The following is a 23,263-nucleotide window of genomic DNA, read 5'->3' as shown; positions in this document are numbered from 1 at the left end:
AAAAGGAGAGAAGAAAATGCCGTTAGTTTCAATGAAGGAAATGTTAAATGACGCAAAAGACAATGGTTATGCTGTAGGACAATTTAACATCAATAATCTTGAGTTTACGCAAGCGATTTTACAGGCTGCTGAAGAAGAGAAGTCACCTGTTATTCTCGGGGTATCAGTAGGCGCCGGCCGTTACATGGGTGGATTTAGGTTTACTGTTAAAATGGTCGAGGCATTAATGGATGAATTTAACATAACGGTACCCGTTGCTATTCATCTTGACCATGGCCCTAGTCTTGAGACATGTGTACAAGCTATCCATGCTGGATTCACATCTGTAATGATCGATGGTTCCCATTATCCACTTGAAGAAAATATCGAATTAACAAAACGTGTCGTTGAAGTGGCGCATGCTGTTGGTGTTTCAGTGGAGGCAGAGCTAGGCCGTGTCGGTGCTCAGGATAGTGGTGTCATTACCGATCCAGATAAGGCGTATGCCATTCCTTCAGAATGCAGACAACTTGTAGAAGAGACAGAAGTAGATTGCTTTGCACCTGCATTGGGTTCTGTTCACGGCCCATATAAAGGAGAACCTAATCTTGGTTTTGATCGGATGAAAGAGGTTATGGAACTTACTGGTGTTCCACTTGTGCTACATGGTGGTACAGGTATACCAACTAAGGATATTCAAAAAGCCATTTCTCTTGGTTCAGCGAAGATTAATGTTAATACTGAAAATCAAATTTCTGCAACTAAAGCTGTTCGCGAAGTCTTAAGCAGCAAACCTGAATTATACGATCCTCGTAAATTTCTAGGACCGGCTCGAGATGCGATTAAGGAAACAGTTATAGGTAAGATGCGTGAATTTGGATCCTCAGGTCAAGCCCAACAAAGCGAAGCTCAGTTACTTACAAAGTAAAAGGGGGATTTTTTTAGAAAGAGAGGAGAAAAGCCATGATTGAACAAAAGGTAAACGCTGATCTTTTATCCATTAATACTATTAGGACTTTATCGATTGATGCAATAGAAAATGCAGGATCAGGTCATCCAGGAATGCCAATGGGCGCTGCACCAATGGCATATATACTCTGGACAAAGTTTATGAACTATAATCCAAGCAATCCGAATTGGTTTAACCGTGATCGTTTTACGTTATCCGCCGGTCATGGATCCATGCTACTATACAGTTTATTGCACTTAACTGGTTATGATCTATCGTTAGATGATTTAAAAAGCTTTCGTCAATGGGGAAGCAAGACACCTGGTCACCCTGAATTTGGCCATACACCTGGTGTTGATGCTACAACCGGTCCTTTAGGACAAGGAATTGCCATGGCAGTTGGGATGGCTGTGGCTGAGAGGCATTTAGCTTCTACTTACAACCGTGATAATTTTAATGTCATTGATCATTTCACATACAGCATTTGTGGTGATGGTGATCTGATGGAAGGTGTGTCTGCGGAGGCGGCTTCACTTGCGGGCCATCTCAAACTTGGTCGTTTAATTGTATTATATGATTCAAACGATATATCTCTTGATGGTGACCTTCATATGTCATTTAGTGAAAGTGCCGCTGATCGTTTTAAAGCATACGGTTGGCAAGTCCTTCGTGTGGAGGATGGAAATGATGTCAATGCCATCGAACAAGCTTTGGCAGAAGCCAAGGAAAACAAAAACCAACCAACGTTAATCGAGGTTAAAACGATAATAGGCTATGGTTCACCGAATAAAAGCGGAAAGTCCGTATCACATGGCGCACCCCTCGGTAAAGACGAGATTAAACTCGTGAAGGACCATTATAACTGGGACCATGAAGATGATTTTTATATTCCCGAAGAAGTTAAAATGCATTTTTCAGAACTAAAAGAAGCAGCGGAGTTAAAGGAACAGGTATGGAATAGGTTGTTTGCTCAATATGAGAAAACATACCCAGTTCTTGCAAAGGAATTAAGGCAGTCAATAAATGAAGAGCTACCCGATAACTGGGATGCAGATGTTCCCCATTATCGTGTAGGAGAGGATAAACTGGCAACTCGTGCTTCTAGCGGTGAAGTATTAAATGCTCTTGCTAAAAATGTTCCACAGCTATTTGGGGGTTCAGCAGATTTATCTTCTTCTAATAAAACGCTGCTAAAAGGTGAGGCGAATTTTAGTTCCGCGGATTATAGCGGTCGGAACATCTGGTTTGGGGTTCGTGAATTCGGAATGGGTGCCGCTGTCAATGGAATAACCCTTCATGGTGGGTTAAAAGTATTTGGGGCCACATTCTTTGTTTTCTCGGATTATTTACGCCCGGCAATTCGCTTATCAGCGCTAATGAAACTCCCTGTTATTTATGTGTTTACACATGATAGCGTTGCTGTGGGTGAGGATGGCCCAACACATGAACCAATTGAACACTTAGCTTCCTTGCGTGCGATGCCAGGCGTATCCACAATTCGCCCGGCTGATGGCAATGAGACAGCGGCTGCCTGGAAATTGGCGTTACAGAGTAAAGACGAGCCAACAGCTCTTATTCTTTCACGTCAGGGTCTACCAGCACTTATTGATTCGGAAAAAGCATATGAGGGTGTTAATAAAGGTGCATATGTGATTTCAAAAACCAATGGTGATGTTGCTGGTTTGTTACTAGCATCCGGCTCAGAGGTCTCCTTAGCTGTTAAAGCGCAAAAGGCACTCGAAGAGGAAGGTATTTATGTTTCGGTTGTCAGTATGCCAAGCTGGGATCGTTTTGAAAAACAGTCCGATACTTACAAAGACAGTGTTCTTCCAGAAAACGTGAAAGCACGTCTTAGTATTGAAATGGGGAGTTCCTTAGGTTGGGGTAGATATGTCGGTGATAATGGTCATGTCATGGCTATTGATCGATTTGGAGCCTCGGCGCCGGGGGATAAAATAATTGAAGAATACGGTTTTACTGTTGAAAATGTTATTTCTCGTTTTAAAAAGCTTCTATAAATAATGCATTTAATAGCTGATCAACAGGAATGTGAAAGAGTAGTAAAACCTGTATACCTTAATACTATTGACCTAAAAAAGGAAGGACCTCTTGGGCAGATTTCACCGGTAGGTGGACCTGCCCTTTTTGACCACATGAATCGCTTCTACAGATTAAGTTCTAAGAGGCGAATTAATAATCAAGGGAAAAGGAGAGGTTAGCCCCTATACAAGACGTAGAAAATATGGAGGAAAATCAGAATGAAAAAGATTGCTGTATTAACTAGTGGCGGGGATGCGCCGGGAATGAATACTGCTATTCGTGCGGTTGTTCGAAGAGGAATATTTAGGGGCCTGGATGTTTGTGGAGTAAAAAATGGCTACAAAGGTTTAATCGATGGCAATTTTGTCTCCATGAGCCTTGGCAGTGTAGGTGATATTATTCACCGAGGAGGGACGATCTTACAAAGTACACGCTGTGAGGAATTTAAGACAGTCAAAGGGCAGCAACGGGCCTTAAAAGAGGTGGAAAAAGAGGGTATTGATGGTCTAATCGTGATTGGCGGGGACGGTTCCTTTAAAGGTGCAAGAAAATTGACTATCAAAGGATTGCCAGCGATTGGCATCCCCGGAACCATTGACAATGATATTGCAGGGACGGAATACACGATTGGTTTTGATACGGCGGTGAATACAGCCGTAGAAGCGATTGATAAAATTCGGGATACGGCAGCATCACACGAGCGTACCTATGTTATTGAAGTAATGGGACGGGACGCCGGTGACATTGCTCTATGGGCAGGCATGTGTGCCGGAGCGGAGTCGATTATTATCCCGGAAGCTCATCATGATGTGGAGGATGTTATTGATCGTATTAAGCAAGGATCCAAGCGCGGAAAAATGCACAGCATTATAGTGGTTGCAGAAGGGGTAGGTAAAGGGACAGAAATTGGAAACATGATAAAAGAGAAAGCAGGCTTCGACACAAAAGTGGCCATCCTTGGGCATCTTCAACGCGGGGGAGCTCCTAGTGCTTACGACCGAATGATGAGCAGTCAGATGGGGGCAAAAGCTGTCGACCTAATGGTAGAAGGCGAAAAGGGCGTGATGGTAGGATTGAAAAATGGCCGGCTGATTCATACATCTTTTGAAGAAGCCGTAAAAGAAAGCCATATGATTGATTTGTCCCTCTACCATTTAGCAAGAAGTCTTTCTATATAAGAGGATGAGCCAATTGAGAAATACAAAAAGTTTGTACCATTGGTCCGGCGAGTGACAAACCTGAAGTAATAAAAGCGCTATGCAAGAAAACAATAACATGAATCTATGACTGAAAGGAAAAGAGAATGAATGACTATTTTCTTTGATTATTCCAACGCATTGTCCTTCATGAAAAAGAGTGAGGTAGATCATTTAAATGAATTTGTAAAAGTAGCTCATCACAGACTTCATGAGAAAAAAGGTCCAGGATCCGATTTTCTCGGATGGGCAGATTGGCCCATTTACTATGATGCAGATGAATTTGTGCGAATGAAACAAGCCGCTGAGAGAATCCAAAGTCATTCAGAGGCTCTTGTAGTTATTGGCATCGGCGGTTCCTATTTAGGAGCAAGGGCGGCAATTGAAGCTTTATCCCATAGTTTTCATAACCAAATGAACAATACAACACAAATTTATTTCGCTGGTCAGAATACTAGCTCGACTTATATTTCTCATTTACTAGAGCTATTAGAAGGAAAGGATATCTCTGTTAATGTTATCTCTAAATCGGGAACAACGACAGAGCCTGCAATTGCTTTTCGTATTTTCCGTAATTTTATGGAAGAAAAGTATGGCAAAGAAGGGGCAAAAGGGCGAATTTATGCTACCACCGATCAAGCAAAGGGAGCATTAAAAAAACTTGCCGACCAAGAGGGATATGAAACCTTTGTAATTCCGGATAATGTTGGGGGAAGGTATTCTGTATTAACGGCGGTAGGTCTCTTGCCCATTGCGGTATCCGGGCTTAATATTGATCAAATGATGCAAGGAGCCGAAAAGGCATACCAAAAATATAACCATCCTGATCTATCAACCAATGAATGTTATCAGTACGCGGCTGTACGAAATGTACTTTATCGTAAAGGAAAAGCAATTGAATTATTAGTCAATTATGAGCCTTCCCTTCACTATGTTTCAGAATGGTGGAAACAACTATTTGGAGAAAGCGAGGGAAAGGACCAGAAAGGCCTTTTCCCTGCCTCCGTTGATTTTACGACAGATTTGCATTCTATGGGGCAATATGTCCAAGAAGGCAGCCGGAATTTTATAGAAACGGTTCTGCAGATAAAGGAACCTCGAATCCACCTATCTATTCAAAAGGATCCTAAAAATATAGATGGGCTGAACTATTTAGCTGGTAAGACCATGGATGAAGTCAATAAAAAAGCATTTCAGGGGACTTTATTAGCCCATGTGGATGGAGAAGTACCAAACCTTATTGTAGAGCTGGATCAAATGAATGAATATACCTTTGGTGAGATGGTTTACTTTTTTGAGAAGGCTTGCGGTATCAGCGGACATTTGTTAGGTGTAAACCCATTTGACCAACCTGGAGTTGAGGCCTATAAGAAAAACATGTTTGCCCTACTTGGCAAGCCGGGATTTGAAGGCGAAAAAAAACAACTTGAAAAGCGTTTATTCAAATAAATCGGCATCATTTATATTGAAGATCTTTGCTTAATTGTTATTTGTGATCAAATTAAAAAAATAGAAGTGGTGATTGACTATGGAAAAACAACAAATTGGTGTTATCGGATTAGCAGTAATGGGGAAAAATCTTGCTTTGAATATTGAAAGCCGAGGTTATTCTGTTTCTGTATATAACCGTTCATCTGAAAAGACAGATGCATTTCTACAGGACGAAGCGGTAGGGAAAAATTTTATTGGTGCAAAAAGTATCGACGTATTTGTTAATTCATTAGAAAAACCGCGCAAAATTTTATTAATGGTTAAGGCAGGCGGACCAACAGACGCAATCATTAATTCGTTAAAACCTTACCTTGAAAAAGGGGACATTATTATCGATGGCGGAAATGCCTTTTTTCAGGATACGATGAGGCGTAATAATGAATTAGAAAGGATAGGTATTCATTTTATCGGTACAGGTATTTCAGGTGGGGAAGAGGGGGCATTGAAGGGACCTTCTATTATGCCGGGTGGCCAAAAAGAAGCTTATGCTTTTGTGAAACCCATTTTGGAGTCCATTTCAGCTAAAGTAGAGGAGGTTCCTTGTTGCACCTATATTGGCCCAAATGGTGCTGGTCATTACGTCAAAATGGTTCATAACGGCATCGAATACGGGGATATGCAGTTAATTTCGGAAGCGTATTTTATAATGAAACATGTTTGTGGTTTAACCGCTCCTGAACTACATCACGTGTTTGCAGAGTGGAATAAAGGTGAATTGGACAGTTATCTCATTGAAATTACTGCAGACATCTTCACAAAGGTAGACGGGGAAACAGGTAAACCCCTTATTGATGTGATTTTAGATACAGCAGGTCAAAAGGGCACAGGTAAATGGACAAGCCAAAGTGCTTTAGATTTAGGAGTACCACTTCCAATCATCACAGAATCCGTATTTGCTCGTTTTATTTCTTCCTTGAAGGAACAGCGAGTTAAGGCAAGTAAGCTATTAAAAGGACCTGAAGTGAGGGAGTATACGGGTAATAAGGATAAGTTAATTGAAGCGGTTCGAAAAGCTTTATATATGAGTAAAATTTGTTCATATGCTCAAGGGTTTGCACAGATGCATTCTGCATCTGAAGAGTATGGATGGGACCTTCGCTATGGCGATATTTCGATGATTTTCCGCGGGGGTTGTATCATTCGTGCACAATTCTTACAAAAAATTAAAGATGCTTATAACCGTGATCCTAACTTGTCCAATTTATTTTTAGATCCTTATTTTAAAGAAATTGTAGAAAGCTATCAATCGGCCTTACGTCAAGTACTTGCAATAGCAATTGAGAGGGGTATCGCGGTGCCCGCGCTCTCTAGCGCCTTATCTTACTATGACAGTTATCGTTCAGAAACATTACCCGCCAACCTGTTACAAGCCCAACGCGATTACTTTGGTGCGCACACATACCAGCGTGTAGATAAGAAAGGAATATTTCATACGAAATGGTTTCAAAATGCATAGACATCCCTTGCCCAGTAGGCCCTTTGCACCGACAATAAGATCTTATTAATAAGGACAAAATTAAAGACCTAAAAAAAATAGAAAATGAATTAAAAGGGATTAAGAAAAGGGGGATTGCTATTTCTTTTGGCGATTTCAGTTATTATAGTTGTTCATCAAATAGCTGTTTATTCTTAAGCATCGCCCGTCTGGTTCTAGTGTGGAAGTTTATCGGAGTAATAGACTGAATTTTCAAATTGGTTAATATAAAACATGATTCAAAACTAGCGTTCGACATTTTGTGTGATAATTCCGTTTTTTACAATAACTCATTACCGAATTAACTTATAATTATTTTTAATCATAGGACTCACGTAAGTAGAAGTTGCTGCCACAACGAACTCGTGGATGTCCTAAATTATAAAGGAGGTTATTTTTGTGGAAACAAACGAACAGGTATTACAAAAAGTTGCTCATCCTTTGGAACCACTTACGGCAGATGAAATTACTAAAGCTGTGGCGATTTTAAGAAAGAAGAAGAATATTAGTGTCAATTCGAGGTTTGCCCAAGTTTTATTAAATGAACCAGAGAAAGATGTTGTTACAAGTTTTAAAAAAGGGGAGCCTGTTGAGCGGGAAGCATTTATTATCCTTTTAGAACCAGAAACTAGCAAAACATATGAGGCTGTTGTATCCATCACGAAGGAAGATGTCATGTCATGGGAACTTATCCAAGATGTGCGGCCAGGATTTATTTTAGATGAATTTGATGAAGTTGAACAATTAGTGATAAACGATCCTGACTATCAAGCAGCTCTTATAAAGAGGGGTGTTACAGATCCAAGCTTAGTAATGGTAGATCCCTGGTCTTCTGGTTACTTTAATATCAAGGAAGATGAAGGCAAAAGACTTATTCGTGCACTAGCTTGGGTAAGGCCATCTGCTAACGAAAATGGCTATGCTTTTCCTCTTACAGGTCTTATAGCTGTAGTCGATGTAAATAAGATGGAAATTTTAAGAATTGAAGACTATGGTGTAAAGCCGCTTCCACCTTTGGATGGTGCTTATACACCTGAAACAGCTAAAGGTTATGATATTGAAACAAGAAAAGATTTAAAACCATTAGATATCGTTCAACCTGAAGGTCCAAGTTTTAAAGTTGAAGGGCATTCTATTGAATGGCAAAAATGGAAAATCAGATTTGGATATACTCCTAGGGAAGGACTTGTTATTCACACGGTAGGATATGAGGATAAAGGGAAAGTACGTCCAATCCTATATCGTGCCTCATTATCTGAAATGGTTGTCCCTTATGGAGATACAAATCCTGCTCATAACTGGCAGAATGCTTTTGATGCCGGGGAATACGGAATGGGACAACTAGCAAACTCGTTAGAGCTGGGTTGTGACTGTGTCGGTGATATCCGTTACTTCGATGCTACCATAGCAAATAGTAAAGGAGAACCACTCACAATCAAAAATGCAATTTGTCTTCATGAAGAAGATTACGGAGTAGCTTGGAAACATACGGACTGGAGAACAAATCAAGTAGAGGTCCGCCGTTCACGCCGATTTGTTATCTCGTTTTTTGCAACAGTAGCAAACTATGATTACGGATTCTTCTGGTCGTTTTATCCAGATGGAACGATTGAACAAGAGGTTAAATTAACTGGAATATTGAATGTTGGGGCGCTTGATGAAGGCGAAGTACCTAAGTATGGAACGATGATTTCTCCACAGGTAAATGCGCCGCATCATCAACATTTCTTTAATTTTCGTATCGATACACAAATTGATGGAATGAAAAATTCCGTTGTAGAACAGCATACGGTAGCAGAAAAACCAAGTTTAGAAAATCCGAATAATAATGCCTTTTATCCTGTATCGAGGACCTTTAAAACGGAAACAGAATCAGTACGAAATATAGATTTACCCTCACAGAGAACATGGAAAATTATTAATCCCGATTCTAAAAACTTTGTTGGTCAACCAGTGGGATATAAACTTGTAACCGGTGAAAATTGTCTTCCATTTGCGGGCGATGATGCGACTCTCATTCAGCGTGCGGGATTTATTAAAAATCATCTGCATGTAACAAAATTTGATCGGAACCAAATGTACGCTTCTGGAAAATATCCTAACCAGCATAAAGGCGGAGACAGCTTAGAACATTTCGTAAAAGGCGACCGCCAGATTGAGAATGAGGATGTCGTTATTTGGTATACGATGGGCCACCATCACATTACACGAACTGAGGATTGGCCAGTGATGCCTACTGCTTATCAAAGCTTCCAGTTAAAACCGGTGGGATTCTTTGACCGTAACCCTGCTCTTGATTTGCCGCGCCCAGCTCATAAAAAAGGATCAAGTTGTCATAATTAAAGGTTTTAAAATGAAAAGGGAATTGAATTAAACAATTCCTTTTTCTCCTTTTCTTTAGTCATTTAAGCCTAATGTTCCGGAGGTAATCCGATGATACTAACTGTAAGTGCTTTACTTGTTTTAATATACTCAGGTATCTGTCTGTGGAAAGTATATCGTAACCGAAATTCCTTAGGAAATATGACAAGGATGACAATTGCAATGGTGTTAGGAATGATTAGCAGTTTAGATATTGGCTTAATTGCCGGAGTCGTTTTTAAAAGTGATCTCTCACTTTCGACAATTATTGCAATGTCTTTTGGTTTTATAGTTGGATTTTTAGTGGGAAAGCCAACTAATCTTCTTGTTACGGTTGAAGGAGTTGCGGCTGGGATAATGGGTGGAATGATGGGAGCAATGTTAGGTGTAATGTTACCGCATGATAATTTTAGATTCATATTGGTGTTTCTTGATATCCTATTTATTCTAAGTGTTTTGTCCATAGTTTTCTTAATTAACACAGAATTGGAGACAAAAAAGGATAATTCGAACCTTTTTCCCCATTCTTATCCTTGGATTATTACATCCGTTATTTCAACTATAATAATATTTACTTTTGCCCACCTGGAAACTGCTTCTGTAGGAGATAATAATCAGAAAAATAGGGAACAACATCACCACCAGACCATGGATGAGAAATAAAAAGGGTATAAAATAAAACAATCTTAAAGCAAACTTCAGTGTAACTATTGTTGTGATTTAAGAATTAAAGGGAGTGACTAGTTTGAAAGCCCTTACCTTTTTCCCTTCTCAACCCGAAGTCCAATATAAAATGGAGGATTATATCGAATACAAGCCATTAAGGAGTTCAATTAACAAAAACATTGCTTTATATTATCAATTTAAAACTCAAAAGGAATCGATTAATTCTTTTTCGCTAATTCCTGATGGATCTATTGATCTGCTATTTTGCTGTGACCCAAAGAAGCCATCTATTTTCCTTTGGACAAGTCCACTGCAACGGAGTGAACAGCTGGATTTTCAAGAAGAGTGTGAGTATTTCGGTGTTAGGCTTTTCCCTGAACAAGGAATTATTAAGTTGAAGTATTCGATGAGAGAACTTCTAGGTAAAAAAATACCTTTAGTAGATATTATGCCGGTAGATCCTATTATTTTAGAGAAAATACTATTTAAAAAGTCCTTTGATGAAAGAATAGAGTTATTTGGAAAGTTTGTTAATAGTCTTATTTCTGATATGAGTTGCCAGTCCATTGTTGAATACGCTATTAAAAAAATCTACAAAAATAAAGGTAATATAAATATTAACCAACTTTCAATGGATACCGGATATTCTGATCGGTATTTACGGAAAAAATTTGAAGAATCTATTGGATTTTCACCAAAACAATTTAGTGAAATGGTTAGGTTCCAAAATTCTTTAGCAATGATTTTCAAGGAAAGAAGTTACAATTCCTTAGACATCGCATATGAAAACGGATACCATGATCAAGCCCATTTTATAAAAGGATTTAAAAAATTTGTCGATTTAACCCCCACACAATTTATTGAAAATCTTTCTCATGGTTGGTAAAAATTTTATTGCCAATTTTGATTATCTACTATACTACTATACACCTTCAATCCTTCCTAATAGATATACCCATATTCCAGTAAGGATATTAGATTTATAAATTATTTATTTTCAGAGTTAACAAAGAATAAGGAGGTTTTTCTAATGAGTAATAACAACCTGGAATTAAAGAAAGTTTTAGGACCCATTCAAATATGGGGACTTGGAGTAGGGATCGTTATTTCAGGGTCATATTTCGGCTGGAATTATGGGTTAGCCGAATCTGGCTATGTGGGAATGTTAATCGCTACTGCAATAATAGGTATTATGTATGTAACATTGTGCTTATCACTTTCGGAATTAGCCACAACGATGCCCCACGCTGGAGGAGCTTATGCTTTTACTAGAAGAGCAATGGGGCCATTAGCCGGATTCATCACTGGCTTAGGTGTTACATTGGAGTTTGCAGTGGGTACCGCTGTGTTTACTTCTGGAGCCGGGTATTATGTGCATTTTCTTATTCCCGCAATCGACCCTATTTTCGCTGCAGCAGTCTTATATGTTTTTTTCTTTATTGTGCACATATTGGGTGTTAATGAATATGCAACAATTGAGATGATCCTTGTTACGATATCTGTTAGTATTGTCCTTTTATTCTCTTTTTATGGGATGCCATATATTAGTGCTGATAAACTTTTTGGGGGAAGTCTCATTCCTGGAGGGATTTCAGGTATTTGGGCCGCACTACCTTATGCTATGTGGCTGTACATCTGCATGGAAATGTTACCGATGCTATCAGAAGAATGCCGCAATCCTGTAAGAGATATGCCAAAAGGTATTATGAGGGCAATTTTCACGCTTGTCATCCTTGCATTCCTTGTTGTCACAGTCACTGTTGGACTTGGAGGTGCTGGAGCGGCGTCTAAAGAAGAAAATCCACTGTCTTATGCAATAGCTGCAGGTGTTAATAAACATTCATGGTTAATTAGTGTCCTCTCTGTAGTTGGTTTGTTTGGAATGCTTGCAAGTTTAGCTGGGTCGGTCTTAGCATATTCCCGACAAGTTTTTGCGTTATCAAGAGCCGGTTACTTGCCCAAGTTCTTATCCCTATTAAACAAAAAACGTCGTACTCCTTATATGGCGATTGTTATCCCTGGGATATTGGGATTCATTTTTGTTCTTATGTTTAATCCGGATCGATTAATTTTAATTGCCACCTTTGGGGCATTGGTTTCTTACATTATGATGAATTTATCTCTTATTATTCTACGCAAAAAAGAGCCTGAACTTGCTCGTCCATACAAAGCACCACTTTATCCAGCAGTTCCTATCGTGTCTATAATTATTAGTATAATTGCTTTGTTTTCAAGTATTTTTAAGGACCCTACCTTTTTCTTTATTAACGTCGCCATTTTCGCTGCAGCAGTTATTTATTTTTATGCATGGGCTAAGTATCATATCAACAAAGATGCCCCAGAAGAACAATTTTCGATTATTTCGGGTGAAGTAGAAAAAGTAGAATACCAAGAGGAAGAAAATATAAACTAAGAAAACCATTTTATATGTATCGAATAAAGACACACCTTTCTTACACGGTATATTTTTAGTCACTATATGATTTAAAAATGCGTACTTTCATTTTTTTCGGAACTTAAATTATAATTACTTTAAAATAGATGCTCCTTGAGAGTCAATTGGCGTTCTTTCTTAGTTAATACTTTCAAAGGTATATGAATCTTTATACTTAATAGAAAGTCGAGGTATTTATTATGACCAAGATAGCACCTTCTATTCTTTCGGCTGATTTTGCAATGCTTGAGGAGGAAATCAAAGATGTGGAACAAGGGGGAGCAGATTATATCCATATTGATGTCATGGATGGTCATTTTGTTCCAAACATAACTATTGGTCCAATGATTGTTGAGGCAATTAGACCTGTCACAAACCTGCCTTTAGATGTACATTTAATGATAGAAAATCCTGATCAATACATTGAGACTTTCACTAAATCGGGTGCTGATTTATTATCTGTGCATGTTGAAGCCTGTCATCATTTGCACAAAACCATTCAACATATTAAGTCTGAGGGCATAAGAGCTGGAGTAGTTCTAAATCCACATACTCCCGTCTCCATGATTGAACATGTGATAGAGGATGTTGACCTTGTATTGCTTATGACGGTAAATCCGGGATTTGGGGGGCAATCTTTTATTAAGTCAGTCTTACCAAAAATTAGACAGATTGCAACCATTGTAGAAAAGCGAGAGTTGAAAGTCGAAATAGAGGTAGATGGCGGTATAAATCCCGAGACGGCTAAATTATGTATCGATGCGGGAGCGAATGTGCTAGTAGCGGGTTCAGCCATTTATAATCAAACGGATCGAGGTCAGGCAATTAGAAGTATCAGGGTCGAAAAAACGGGTAAACCGAGCTTTTACAAGCTTACCCATGCTGATTAAAAAATTGCTGGCACATTGTATTTTGGGTGAGACGCAAATATTGAGACAAGTTAAAAGTTCATTTTTTGAAAGTCAGGACCATCACCTGTCTAATACTTTATGACAAAGTCCGATTCAAATTTAATTGGACGAGGCATCATCACCGTTATGTATATTAGCCTAAAAGGCGATTATATCTTACTAATAAGTGAGGTGATCTGTCATGAAAAATAAAAGACCATATAGATCTTACAGTGAGAACATGAAAATCCTTAAAGCACAAAGGCAAAAACAAGTTACTAATGATCAGATACAAATGATCCTAGATAAAGCGATACTTGCCTATAAACGAGGACTCCTTGAAACTAAGATCAATGATGCTCTAGATTCAAAAAATAAGACTTTATTTCTTGAATTAGCTGCTCAATACGCTAAATTGAAGGATTTGGAGCCGGATGATATTTCTAAATTTTCATCAGATTAAAGTAAATATAAAAAGGTATTGATTTCTATATAATAAATGTTATTATTGTATTAATAGATTAAGGATGGTGATTATATTGAGTAAAAGTAATGAAAATCTTACTACAAGTTGGGGTGCTCCTGTTGGCGATAACCAGAACTCCATGACAGCCGGCTCACGGGGCCCAACGTTAATTCAAGATGTCCACCTGCTGGAAAAATTAGCGCATTTTAATCGTGAACGTGTCCCAGAACGCGTTGTTCATGCTAAAGGCGGCGGAGCACATGGTTACTTCGAAGTGACCAATGATCTAACAAAGTATACTAAAGCTAAGTTCTTATCCGAAGTTGGAAAACAGACACCTTTATTTGTTAGATTCTCTACAGTTGCTGGTGAACTTGGATCTGCTGATACGGTCCGTGATCCTCGGGGGTTTTCAGTTAAGTTCTACACAGAAGATGGGAATTATGATTTAGTAGGGAATAATACACCCGTATTTTTTATTCGAGATGCTATTAAATTCCCTGATTTCATTCATACTCAAAAGAGAAATCCAAAAACACATTTGAAAAATCCAAATGCAGTATGGGATTTCTGGTCGCTATCACCAGAATCATTACACCAAGTAACGACCTTAATGTCTGATCGCGGCATTCCTGCGACTTTCCGCCATATGCATGGTTACGGAAGTCATACATTTAAATGGACCAATGCTGATGGTGATGGCGTATGGATTAAATACCACTTTAAAACCGAACAAGGTGTTAAAAATCTTGCCACAGATGTTGCTGACCGTCTAGCTTCTGAAAATCCTGATTACCACATAGAAGATTTATATAATGCTATTGAAAAGGGCGATTATCCTTCATGGAAACTGTGTGTTCAAATTATGCCGCTTGAAGACGCAGATACGTATCGTTTTGATCCATTTGATGTTACAAAAGTCTGGTCTCAAAAAGACTATCCGTTAATTGAAGTGGGGCGGATGGTATTAAACAAAAATCCTGAGAACTATTTTGCCGAAGTTGAACAAGCGGCCTTTTCGCCTGGAACACTTGTACCCGGGATAGATGTATCTCCAGATAAAATGCTGCAAGGACGTCTATTTGCCTACCATGATGCACACCGTTATCGTGTAGGTGCCAACCATCAAATGCTGCCTATTAATCGGCCAAAGGTAGAAGTAAACAACTATCAACGAGATGGCCAAATGCGCTTTGACAGCAATGGCGGAGGTTCCGCATACTACGAGCCAAACAGTCTTGGCGGGCCCGCGGAGGCACCGGAGAGCAAACAAGCAGCTTACTCAGTATCCGGAGTAGCGGAAAGCGTGGCTTATGACAGTGAGGACCATTACACTCAAGCTGGTGACTTATACCGTCTCTTGAGTAAGGAAGAAAAGATGCGTCTTGTTGAAAATATTGTTGGGGCGATGAAACCGGTAGAAAGCGATGATATTAAGCTTCGCCAAATCGGCCACTTCTATAAAGCGGATCCCGAGTATGGAAAGCGTGTCGCAGAGGGTCTTGGTTTGCCAATACCGCAGGAAGTTTAAGAACGATACACATAATCATTTATCTCAATCTATTCTCAAACTATAATAGGGAAAAGGTCATCTGGTGATGATCTTTTCTGCTATTAGGATCTAAAATAAATAATGAGGTGTTGAAATGAATCAACATCGTGTTAAGGAGGGAGTCTCACTTTTAAAACAAAATGGTATAAGGATGACCCCTCAACGAATGGCTATAATGGATTATTTGGCAAACGCTGAGTCACATCCAACGGCGGATGACATTTTCAATTCGTTGACACATAAATTGCCTTTTATGACAAACGCTACGGTTTATAATGCTTTAAAATGTTTTAAAAAGTATGGTATTGTAAATGAACTCATATTTGGCCGGGCGTCAAGCCGTTATGAATGGGCAACCTCCTTTCATTATCATGTTGTTTGTACATCTTGCGGAAAAATACGTGATTTTGACTATCCTAAATTAGTTGATGTAGAACGCTTTGCGGAAAGGAAAACGGGTTATACTATAACTCAACATTTCTTTGAGGCTTATGGGACCTGCCCAGACTGTAACAAAACATAACCAAATAAAGCCGAACCCAGAAAGTGTATGACTTCCTTCTGGGATATTTTTTTGCAAGTGAGAAGGTTATATACTAGACCATAGAAGATTTATAGGTTGGCTTTAACAACGGATTTAAGGGGGAATAAAAATAATGATACGTTTTGGTGTTATTGGAACTAATCGAATTACTGAGCAGTTTATTCACCATGCAAGTGATTTGGATGATTTTACTTTGAGTGCTGTCTATTCAAGAACGGAAGAACGGGCAAAAGAATTTGCCGGTAAGTATAATTGCCAAACAACTTTTACTGATTTAGAAACAATGGCAGGCAGTGATACAATCGATGCCGTTTATATTGCCAGTCCAAATTCATGTCACGCTGAACAAGCTATCCTGCTTATGAACCACGGCAAACATGTTTTATGTGAAAAGCCTATTGCTTCCAATACAGCAGAATTGGATAAAATGATCCGAGCCGCCAAAAAAAATCACGTTGTATTAATGGAAGCTATGAAAGGCACTGTGCTTCCTAGTTTCCAAAGCATCACTGACAATTTACATAAGATCGGGAAAATCCGCCGCTATTTCGCAAGCTATTGCCAATATTCTTCGCGTTACGATGCGTATAAGGAAGGGACGGTTTTAAATGCATTTAACCCTTCATTTTCAAACGGAGCTTTAATGGATATTGGCATCTATTGTATTTATCCAATGGCTGTGTTGTTTGGCGAGCCTTCCCATGTTCAGGCGAATGCCCTAATGCTTGAATCGGGTGTAGATGGGGAAGGCAGCATATTATTGAAATATCATGATATGGATGCCATCATTATGTATTCGAAAATAACGGATTCTTACTTGCCTACTGAAATTCAAGGGGAAAATGGAAACATCATCATTGATAAAATAAGTGCCCCTAATAAGGTAGATATTCGCTATCGTGATGGTTCCACAGAGGACATGACACAACATCAATCCAATAAAACAATGGCCTATGAGGCAGCCGAATTTATAAAGTTAATCAAGACAAACCAGTTGGAATCAAGGATCAATTCCCATCATCATTCAATGATAACAATGAAGATCATGGAGGAAGTAAGGGAACAAACCGGATTGACGTTTCCGGCGGATAAAATGAAAAAATTCTAGTGTTATTAGGGGAAAAAGTTTGTGATCGATGATTCTGGGGGTATTCTCTTTAGCAGCACTTTATTACAGTAAGGGCAGAAGGATAAATGTCTGTTTTCTATATCTAGTATATTTATAAGGGGTGCAAATCACAAAAATGTACAGTAAAGCGGAATTTGTCGTTACAATCTGCACCCGCTTAGGATTGGCAGCCATTTAATACTAAAGCCGCATAATTTTCCATTGGTTGATGTAGGGATGAAAAGTTTGGCATTAAACCATATCTACCTGTACTTAAACGGCCTTTTTTTGGTTCTCTTGCACTTTTTCTTCACTTTTTAAACCTTTCAGCAGGGAAAAGCACATGATGACCATAATAATGGCAAAGGGCAGGGCAGCTGCAATGGAAGCTGTTTGTAAAACGTTTAGCCCACCGGCTAAAAGCAGTACAGCAGCAACGGCTGACTGGATGATTCCCCACGTCATTTTAATCTTATTAGAGGGATTCAGTGTTCCGCCTTCACTAAGCATTCCCAGTACAAAGGTTGATGTGTCAGCAACCGTTATATAGTAAATGGCTACAACAGCAAAACCCAAAATGCTTAAGACGGAACTTAAACTAAGATGATCAAAGAAAATGAAGATCGATAGTGAGACATTATTTGCAATCTCCTTGGCCATGTCGTGGCCACCCATATTTTGAACAATATCAAGTGCAGAGCCGCCAAATACGGACATCCAAAGGCAAGTCCCAACTGTGGGTACAAGTAGCACACCGACGACAAACTCCCGAATGGTCCTTCCTTTTGAGACGCGGGCTATAAACATTCCAACGAAAGGCGCCCAAGCAATCCACCATGCCCAATAAAATAGCGTCCACGATGCTATCCAAGTGTCCTTACTAAAAGGTGCTAACCTTAAACTCATATGGACAAAGTCACTTAAATAGTTCCCAGTCGTATTAAACAGGACTTTAAATATTGTTAGAGTTGGACCAACAATTAAAACCATTAACATGATGGCAAATGATAGGATAATTGCAGTATTGGATAGATATTGAATGCCTTTTTCTAGCCCAGTATTGATTGAAATGATAAAAAGAATGGTGGCAACTGTGATCACAATAAGTTGAACGATTAGCGTATTCGGAACATGAAATATGGCGTGCATCCCGGCTGTAACCTGCATGGCCCCTAGACCCAGAGATGTTGCAATGCCAAAGACTGTTGCAAATACGGACAATATATCGATCGTTTTACCAATTGGCCCATAGATTTTATCCTTCAAAATGGGATAGAAGGCCGAGCTGACTGCAGCTGGCAGCTTTTTGTTATATTGAAAAAAGGCCAAAGCCAAACCAATTATGGTGTAAATTGCCCAAGGGTCCAAGCCCCAATGGAAAAAAACATATTTCATCGCTAAGTTGGCTGAATCGACTGTATAGGGTTTTCCATAAGGCGGATTTGTAAAGTGGGTGACGGGTTCAGCAACACTCCAGTAAACTATGCCGATTCCCATCCCTGCGCCGAATAACATCGCTAGCCATGAACCGGTCCTGAATTCGGGCTGGTCTGTTTCCTTACCCAGCCGTATATGACCGTATTTAGAGAACAATAAATAAACTGAGAATACCACAAAGAAAAGGGCAGCACCGAGGTAAACCCAACCCAGGTAATCAATTGAACTATTATAAATCGTATTAGTGACTTTGGCTAGATTGTTTTTTAAAAAAACTCCCCAAACAATAAAAAAGAGGGTTAGCAACAGTGAAATAAGAAAAACGCTGTTTTTCTTTATCATCTTAATTCCTCCTAGTAAATGGTGGAAGGGCCAACTAGCGAGTCAAAGAGAATGAGAACAACTGATTTATTGTGTGGTATCTAGGAAATGAAAATTAATATTTTATGATATCGGTTAACTCTTCCTTCGATTATAAAATTAACAATTTTGCCGTTAAAGACAACAATCGCTTCATGAGGGCTTCTTTTTATGGCGTGTTATGCAAACAAACTTGTACTATGAAGGGGCTGTAAGCGGACTTTTGGGTCCATATATGCTTTAGCATTGTTAACAGCAGTAGGAGCTTCTCCGAATCCGCTTGCAATTAACTTTACTTTACCATCATATGTACATACGTCTCCTGCAGCGTATATTCCCTCAATATTTGTTTCCATCCTGCTGTTAACGACAATAGTATTTTTTTGAACTTCCAGACCCCAATTATCCTTGATGGGTCCTAACGAAGAGACAAAGCCAAAGTTTACAATCATGGCATCAATATCCAGAATTTCAGTCCCGCTTCCTTTTATTTCTTCTAAAACAACTTGCTCAATTTTCCCATTGCCATATATTACACTTGGAATGAAGGGCGTAAGTATCTCTACCTTTGATTTTCGTAGATTTTCAACACTGTGTTCATGAGCACGGAATTTATCTCGCCTATGAACCAGTGTTACTTTTTCAGCAATTGGTTCTAGCATAAGCGCCCAATCAACAGCTGAGTCCCCTCCGCCACATACGAGCACTCTTTGTCCTGCAAATGCATTCAAGTCATCTATAAAATAGTAGAGGTTGCTATTCTCGAATTGAGAGGCTTCCTCAAGTTCAATTCTACGGGGTTGAAATGCACCGTTGCCAGCTGTAATGATAATCGTTTTTGAATAATGCATACCACTGTTTGTAGTTAATTTAAATATCCCATCACTTTGTTTTTCAACTGTTTCAACAGCTTGTTCGAGACAGATCATCGGGTTAAACATATCCATTTGTTCTTTTAAATTATTTACTAACACTTGTGCCATAACCTTAGGACAACCAGCGACATCGTATATATACTTTTCAGGATATAATGCAGAAAGTTGTCCACCGAGTTGTGGCAAGCTTTCAATAATTTTTACAGTGGCTTGACGCAGTCCACCGTAGAAAGCCGTAAACATCCCTACTGGGCCGCCACCGATGATCGTAATATCGTATATTTTTGTGTCCTCTTTCAACTATATCCCTCCATTGGAAAAGTGTTTGATGATTATCCTGCTGAATATTAGGAGTTTAAATTTCTCCAATATTTACGGGGGATAACTAAATTGAATGTCCATTAATCCTTCACTCCCTATTTAAAATTTGGTTTTTACCAAGTTTGAATATGTGCCTATTATAAAATTAAATATTCAGATAAAAAAGTATGCACTTTTTTATTAAATAGTGTCTAAAAATATACTAATAGTGATTATTAATACGATTGATGAATGATTTGACATGGGTATAATTACCCTATATTATGACTTTTCGGGTCCATAAGACAGGCAGGCAGGTGCTCTTAGGCTCCTTAATGATTATTATTGCTCATTTTGTGAAGCGCTGACGCAGCTTCCTCAAATGAAGGTAATTATATCCTTGATTTATATCAATTATAGATACCAGTAGACATAAGAAAAGATGCCCCCGATTCAATATAGAGGCCATCATCTGAATGATTTTAAAATTAGTTTTTTTATACTGTCAGGTTTATGGGGGAGATTCCAGTGCATTCTTCCCTGTGTTTGGTTGTTTTGGCTTAGGTATATGGTGATAACTTATTCTATTTAAAGAAAATCAGGGATCATTCTACCTTAGTTTTTCCTGACAGTCTCCATATAGTTTTTACTCCAATCATACATAGATTCGAGGATTGGCATGAGGCTTTCCCCTATTCCGGTCAGTGAATACTCTACCTTTGGTGGAACAACAGGATACACTTCACGATGGACAATAAAGTCTTCTTCAAGTTCTCGTAATTGACTAACGAGCATTCTGTGCGTAATACCGGGAATTAAGGATTTTAGTTCACCAAATCGTTTGGTCCCTTCTTTACCAAGGTACCACATTATAAGCATTTTCCATTTACCGCCAATGATAGAAAGAGTCAATTCTTTACCACTGTTAAACCTCTTACTATTAACATGCCCCATATTTTAATCTCCTTATTCAATATTTTTTCTTTTTCCAATATATAATAAAAAAATGCTTACTTACAAACAAAATTTATAATATTAAATTAATTTTATTTAATTCCAACAAAATTATTAGGTGATTTATATAAAATTCCCGTTACTTTTGAAATTCAGATGTCCTGAGAAGACCCGATAATTGGAGAATCTTCTATACTTCGATTAAGGACTTCAATATTGATTGGTCTCACCGCAGTATATTTTTTTACACTATATGAAAAAAAAGTGCATACTTTTTTATCTGAAAAACGGGGTTTATAATTTGTGTAAAATATTTGGCTCTCTTATCTATGCACTTGTTAATACCGTAACGGCATTACAATATTCCCACTTTCTAAGAGTGTCTATCTTATTTTTCTCTAATTAGAAAAGGAGTGTGATGTGAAGTTATGAAGCAAGAGAAAATTACTATTATTGGAGCTGGTATTGTTGGATGCAGCATTGCCTACTATTTAAGCAAATTGGGGAAGCGAAACATTACTGTCATTGAGCAAGGGCCATTATTTGAAACTGGAGGTTCAACATCGCACGCTCCAGGTCTCGTTTATCAACTTAACTTTTCCAAATTGCTAACAACTTTAGCTTCCCAAACGGTAGAGGCTTTCAAAGAGTTAAATCATGAAGGGCAGCCTTCTTTCTATTCCGTAGGGAGCCTTGAAGTAGCAAACACACAAGAACGATTAGAAGATTTAAAAAGAAAAGCGGGAGTAGGATCGTCTTGGGGAGTGGAAGCATATCTCCTTTCACCGGAAGAATGTGCACAAAAGTGCTCTTTAATAAATTTGGATAAAATTTATGGCGGTTTGTATGTCCCTTCAGATGGAATCGCCAAACCACTTCGCGCTATTGAAGAGATGGCGGCGTTTACTAGATCATGCGGCGGTGAATTTTATGGCCACACAGAAGTAACGGGTGTTGAAGTTGCAGATGGCAGGGTAAAAGCAGTTGAAACAAGTTCTGGGAAATTTGAAACGGACTTAGTTATATGCTGCGCTGGATTCTGGGGCCCGCGCATTGGAGAAATGGCTGGAATCACCATTCCTCTTCAACCTATGGCTCATCAATATGCTCTTTCAAATGACCTAATGGAACTAGCCAATGAAACAGAAGAAATTACAACACCACTTGTCCGTCATCAGGATAGTGCCATGTATTATCGCCAAGTGTTTAATGGTTTAGGTATTGGTTCTTATCAACATCGCCCATTGCCTGTCGAGCAAAACGACATTACTAAATATGGTGAAACAAAAGAAATGCCATCAATAAAACCTTTTACGTCTGAAGATTTCGAAAAGCCTTGGCAAGATGCACTTGACCTTATACCTGCCTTAAAAAAAGCAGGCATGAAAAAAGGCATAAATGGTATCTTCTCATTTACACCTGATGGTATGCCTCTGCTGGGAGAATCTCAGAAAGTACGTGGTTTTTGGGTGGCAGAAGCGATCTGGGTTACCCATTCTGCAGGTGTTGGCAAATCTATGGCTGAATGGATCGTAAATGGGGCGCCAACCCTTGATTTGGAATTATGCGATATTAATCGTTTTGACACATACGCACAAAGTCCGGCTTACTATAAAAAACGGTCTATTGAAAACTTTGAAAAGATATACGATATCCATCATCCATTCATGCAGCCTGAAACGTCACGCAACATGCGATTTAGTCCATATTCTATCCGCCAAAAAACATTAGGGGCTTACTTTAACGAGAAATCTGGCTGGGAACAGCCGCAATGGTATGAAGTAAATGATTCGCTTGTTGCAACGTATGAAAAAAGTATTTTGAAACGTAAAGGATGGGCTGCTCAATATTGGTCGCAAATTATTGAAGCTGAGCATCTTCATACACGAAAGCATGCTGGACTTTTTGATGTAACTGCAACAAAGAAACGGTTAGAAATCAGTGGTAAAGAAGCTCTAGGTTTTTTACAAGAATTGACGACGGACAATATAGATATTCCAATTGGGACTGTAATGAGCACTTTAATGCTGCATGAGTTAGGTGGCATAAAGGACGAAATAAAAGTCGTTCGCAAAGCAGCTTCAACGTTTTTTTGTGTTTTGCAAGGTAAAAGTACACAAGATTGCAATGAAAAAATACATAAGCTTGCCAGCCTGATTTATTTAGTTATTTCTTGATAATGCATGT

Annotated in this window: 18 protein-coding genes; 15 read left to right on the top strand and 3 right to left on the bottom strand. The window is 38.9% G+C overall.

Translation table 11 applies throughout. From position 1 onward, the window contains the following. Positions 1–16: 16 nt before the first annotated feature. The 14 genes from fba to EV207_RS12255 all read left to right on the top strand — a co-directional run bounded on the left by fba (position 17) and on the right by EV207_RS12255 (position 17,150). Complete coding sequence (gene fba, locus EV207_RS12320) at positions 17–907, top strand: class II fructose-1,6-bisphosphate aldolase (protein WP_132746456.1); 891 nt, start codon at positions 17–19, stop codon at positions 905–907. A gap of 35 nt (positions 908–942) precedes the next feature. Continuing rightward, on the top strand, positions 943–2,946 hold the full coding sequence (gene tkt, locus EV207_RS12315; RefSeq protein ID WP_132746455.1) for a transketolase: 2,004 nt from the start codon (positions 943–945) through the stop codon (positions 2,944–2,946). Between the two features lie 240 nt (positions 2,947–3,186). Next, the gene (pfkA, locus tag EV207_RS12310) at positions 3,187–4,146 is read left to right on the top strand and encodes a 6-phosphofructokinase (RefSeq protein ID WP_132746454.1); all 960 of its coding nucleotides are present in this window, start codon (positions 3,187–3,189) and stop codon (positions 4,144–4,146) included. Positions 4,147–4,275: 129 nt separating this feature from the next. After that, on the top strand, positions 4,276–5,613 hold the full coding sequence (locus EV207_RS12305; RefSeq protein WP_132746453.1) for a glucose-6-phosphate isomerase: 1,338 nt from the start codon (positions 4,276–4,278) through the stop codon (positions 5,611–5,613). Positions 5,614–5,692: 79 nt separating this feature from the next. Beyond that, positions 5,693–7,111 (top strand): NADP-dependent phosphogluconate dehydrogenase, encoded by a 1,419-nt coding sequence (gndA, locus tag EV207_RS12300; protein WP_132746452.1) that lies wholly within the window; start codon positions 5,693–5,695, stop codon positions 7,109–7,111. Between the two features lie 417 nt (positions 7,112–7,528). Then, complete coding sequence (locus tag EV207_RS12295; protein ID WP_132746451.1) at positions 7,529–9,472, top strand: primary-amine oxidase; 1,944 nt, start codon at positions 7,529–7,531, stop codon at positions 9,470–9,472. A 90-nt stretch (positions 9,473–9,562) separates the two neighbouring features. Continuing rightward, positions 9,563–10,153, top strand: a complete 591-nt coding sequence (locus EV207_RS12290; RefSeq protein ID WP_132746450.1) for a hypothetical protein — start codon at positions 9,563–9,565, stop codon at positions 10,151–10,153. Between the two features lie 73 nt (positions 10,154–10,226). Further along, complete coding sequence (locus EV207_RS12285; RefSeq protein WP_243647047.1) at positions 10,227–11,042, top strand: helix-turn-helix transcriptional regulator; 816 nt, start codon at positions 10,227–10,229, stop codon at positions 11,040–11,042. A 144-nt stretch (positions 11,043–11,186) separates the two neighbouring features. Beyond that, positions 11,187–12,569 carry an ethanolamine permease gene (eat, locus tag EV207_RS12280; RefSeq protein WP_132746448.1) on the top strand — a complete coding sequence of 461 codons (1,383 nt, stop codon included), beginning with the start codon at positions 11,187–11,189 and terminating at the stop codon, positions 12,567–12,569. A 221-nt stretch (positions 12,570–12,790) separates the two neighbouring features. Continuing rightward, positions 12,791–13,480: a ribulose-phosphate 3-epimerase gene (rpe, locus tag EV207_RS12275; protein WP_132746447.1), complete on the top strand. Its 690-nt coding sequence runs from the start codon at positions 12,791–12,793 to the stop codon at positions 13,478–13,480. A gap of 202 nt (positions 13,481–13,682) precedes the next feature. Continuing rightward, positions 13,683–13,943: an IDEAL domain-containing protein gene (locus EV207_RS12270; RefSeq protein WP_132746446.1), complete on the top strand. Its 261-nt coding sequence runs from the start codon at positions 13,683–13,685 to the stop codon at positions 13,941–13,943. Between the two features lie 76 nt (positions 13,944–14,019). Then, positions 14,020–15,477, top strand: coding sequence for a catalase KatA (gene katA, locus EV207_RS12265; protein WP_424511368.1), 1,458 nt, complete (start codon positions 14,020–14,022; stop codon positions 15,475–15,477). 115 nt (positions 15,478–15,592) lie between these two features. Next, positions 15,593–16,021, top strand: coding sequence for a Fur family transcriptional regulator (locus EV207_RS12260; protein ID WP_132746444.1), 429 nt, complete (start codon positions 15,593–15,595; stop codon positions 16,019–16,021). Between the two features lie 133 nt (positions 16,022–16,154). Continuing rightward, positions 16,155–17,150: a Gfo/Idh/MocA family protein gene (locus EV207_RS12255; protein WP_132746443.1), complete on the top strand. Its 996-nt coding sequence runs from the start codon at positions 16,155–16,157 to the stop codon at positions 17,148–17,150. A 273-nt stretch (positions 17,151–17,423) separates the two neighbouring features. Here the strand turns inward: EV207_RS12255 and EV207_RS12250 are convergent, their stop codons facing one another. The 3 genes from EV207_RS12250 to hxlR all read right to left on the bottom strand — a co-directional run bounded on the left by EV207_RS12250 (position 17,424) and on the right by hxlR (position 21,076). After that, complete coding sequence (locus EV207_RS12250; protein ID WP_132746442.1) at positions 17,424–18,929, bottom strand: glycine betaine uptake BCCT transporter; 1,506 nt, start codon at positions 18,927–18,929, stop codon at positions 17,424–17,426. A gap of 197 nt (positions 18,930–19,126) precedes the next feature. Next, entirely contained in the window at positions 19,127–20,122 is a 996-nt protein-coding gene (locus EV207_RS12245) for an NAD(P)/FAD-dependent oxidoreductase (protein ID WP_132746441.1), read from the bottom strand. A gap of 615 nt (positions 20,123–20,737) precedes the next feature. Beyond that, a complete protein-coding gene (hxlR, locus tag EV207_RS12240; RefSeq protein ID WP_132746440.1) occupies positions 20,738–21,076 on the bottom strand; it encodes a transcriptional activator HxlR in 339 nt (112 codons plus the stop codon). A gap of 428 nt (positions 21,077–21,504) precedes the next feature. Between hxlR and EV207_RS12235 the strand changes: the two genes are divergently transcribed. After that, the gene (locus EV207_RS12235; protein ID WP_243647046.1) at positions 21,505–23,253 is read left to right on the top strand and encodes an FAD-dependent oxidoreductase; all 1,749 of its coding nucleotides are present in this window, start codon (positions 21,505–21,507) and stop codon (positions 23,251–23,253) included. Positions 23,254–23,263 lie beyond the last annotated feature (10 nt).

Source organism: Scopulibacillus darangshiensis (genome assembly GCF_004341035.1).
Lineage (GTDB): Bacteria > Bacillota > Bacilli > Bacillales > Sporolactobacillaceae > Scopulibacillus > Scopulibacillus darangshiensis.
This window is presented reverse-complemented; position numbering and strand designations above follow the sequence as displayed.

Coding starts and splice junctions, on each gene's coding strand:
- EV207_RS12250 (WP_132746442.1), bottom strand. CDS start 18,929: ATGATAAAGAAAAACAGCGTTTTTCTTATTTCACTGTTGCTAACCCTC.
- EV207_RS12255 (WP_132746443.1), top strand. CDS start 16,155: ATGATACGTTTTGGTGTTATTGGAACTAATCGAATTACTGAGCAGTTT.
- pfkA (WP_132746454.1), top strand. CDS start 3,187: ATGAAAAAGATTGCTGTATTAACTAGTGGCGGGGATGCGCCGGGAATG.
- fba (WP_132746456.1), top strand. CDS start 17: ATGCCGTTAGTTTCAATGAAGGAAATGTTAAATGACGCAAAAGACAAT.
- EV207_RS12305 (WP_132746453.1), top strand. CDS start 4,276: ATGACTATTTTCTTTGATTATTCCAACGCATTGTCCTTCATGAAAAAG.
- eat (WP_132746448.1), top strand. CDS start 11,187: ATGAGTAATAACAACCTGGAATTAAAGAAAGTTTTAGGACCCATTCAA.
- gndA (WP_132746452.1), top strand. CDS start 5,693: ATGGAAAAACAACAAATTGGTGTTATCGGATTAGCAGTAATGGGGAAA.
- hxlR (WP_132746440.1), bottom strand. CDS start 21,076: ATGGGGCATGTTAATAGTAAGAGGTTTAACAGTGGTAAAGAATTGACT.
- EV207_RS12235 (WP_243647046.1), top strand. CDS start 21,505: ATGAAGCAAGAGAAAATTACTATTATTGGAGCTGGTATTGTTGGATGC.
- EV207_RS12290 (WP_132746450.1), top strand. CDS start 9,563: ATGATACTAACTGTAAGTGCTTTACTTGTTTTAATATACTCAGGTATC.
- EV207_RS12260 (WP_132746444.1), top strand. CDS start 15,593: ATGAATCAACATCGTGTTAAGGAGGGAGTCTCACTTTTAAAACAAAAT.
- tkt (WP_132746455.1), top strand. CDS start 943: ATGATTGAACAAAAGGTAAACGCTGATCTTTTATCCATTAATACTATT.
- rpe (WP_132746447.1), top strand. CDS start 12,791: ATGACCAAGATAGCACCTTCTATTCTTTCGGCTGATTTTGCAATGCTT.
- EV207_RS12270 (WP_132746446.1), top strand. CDS start 13,683: ATGAAAAATAAAAGACCATATAGATCTTACAGTGAGAACATGAAAATC.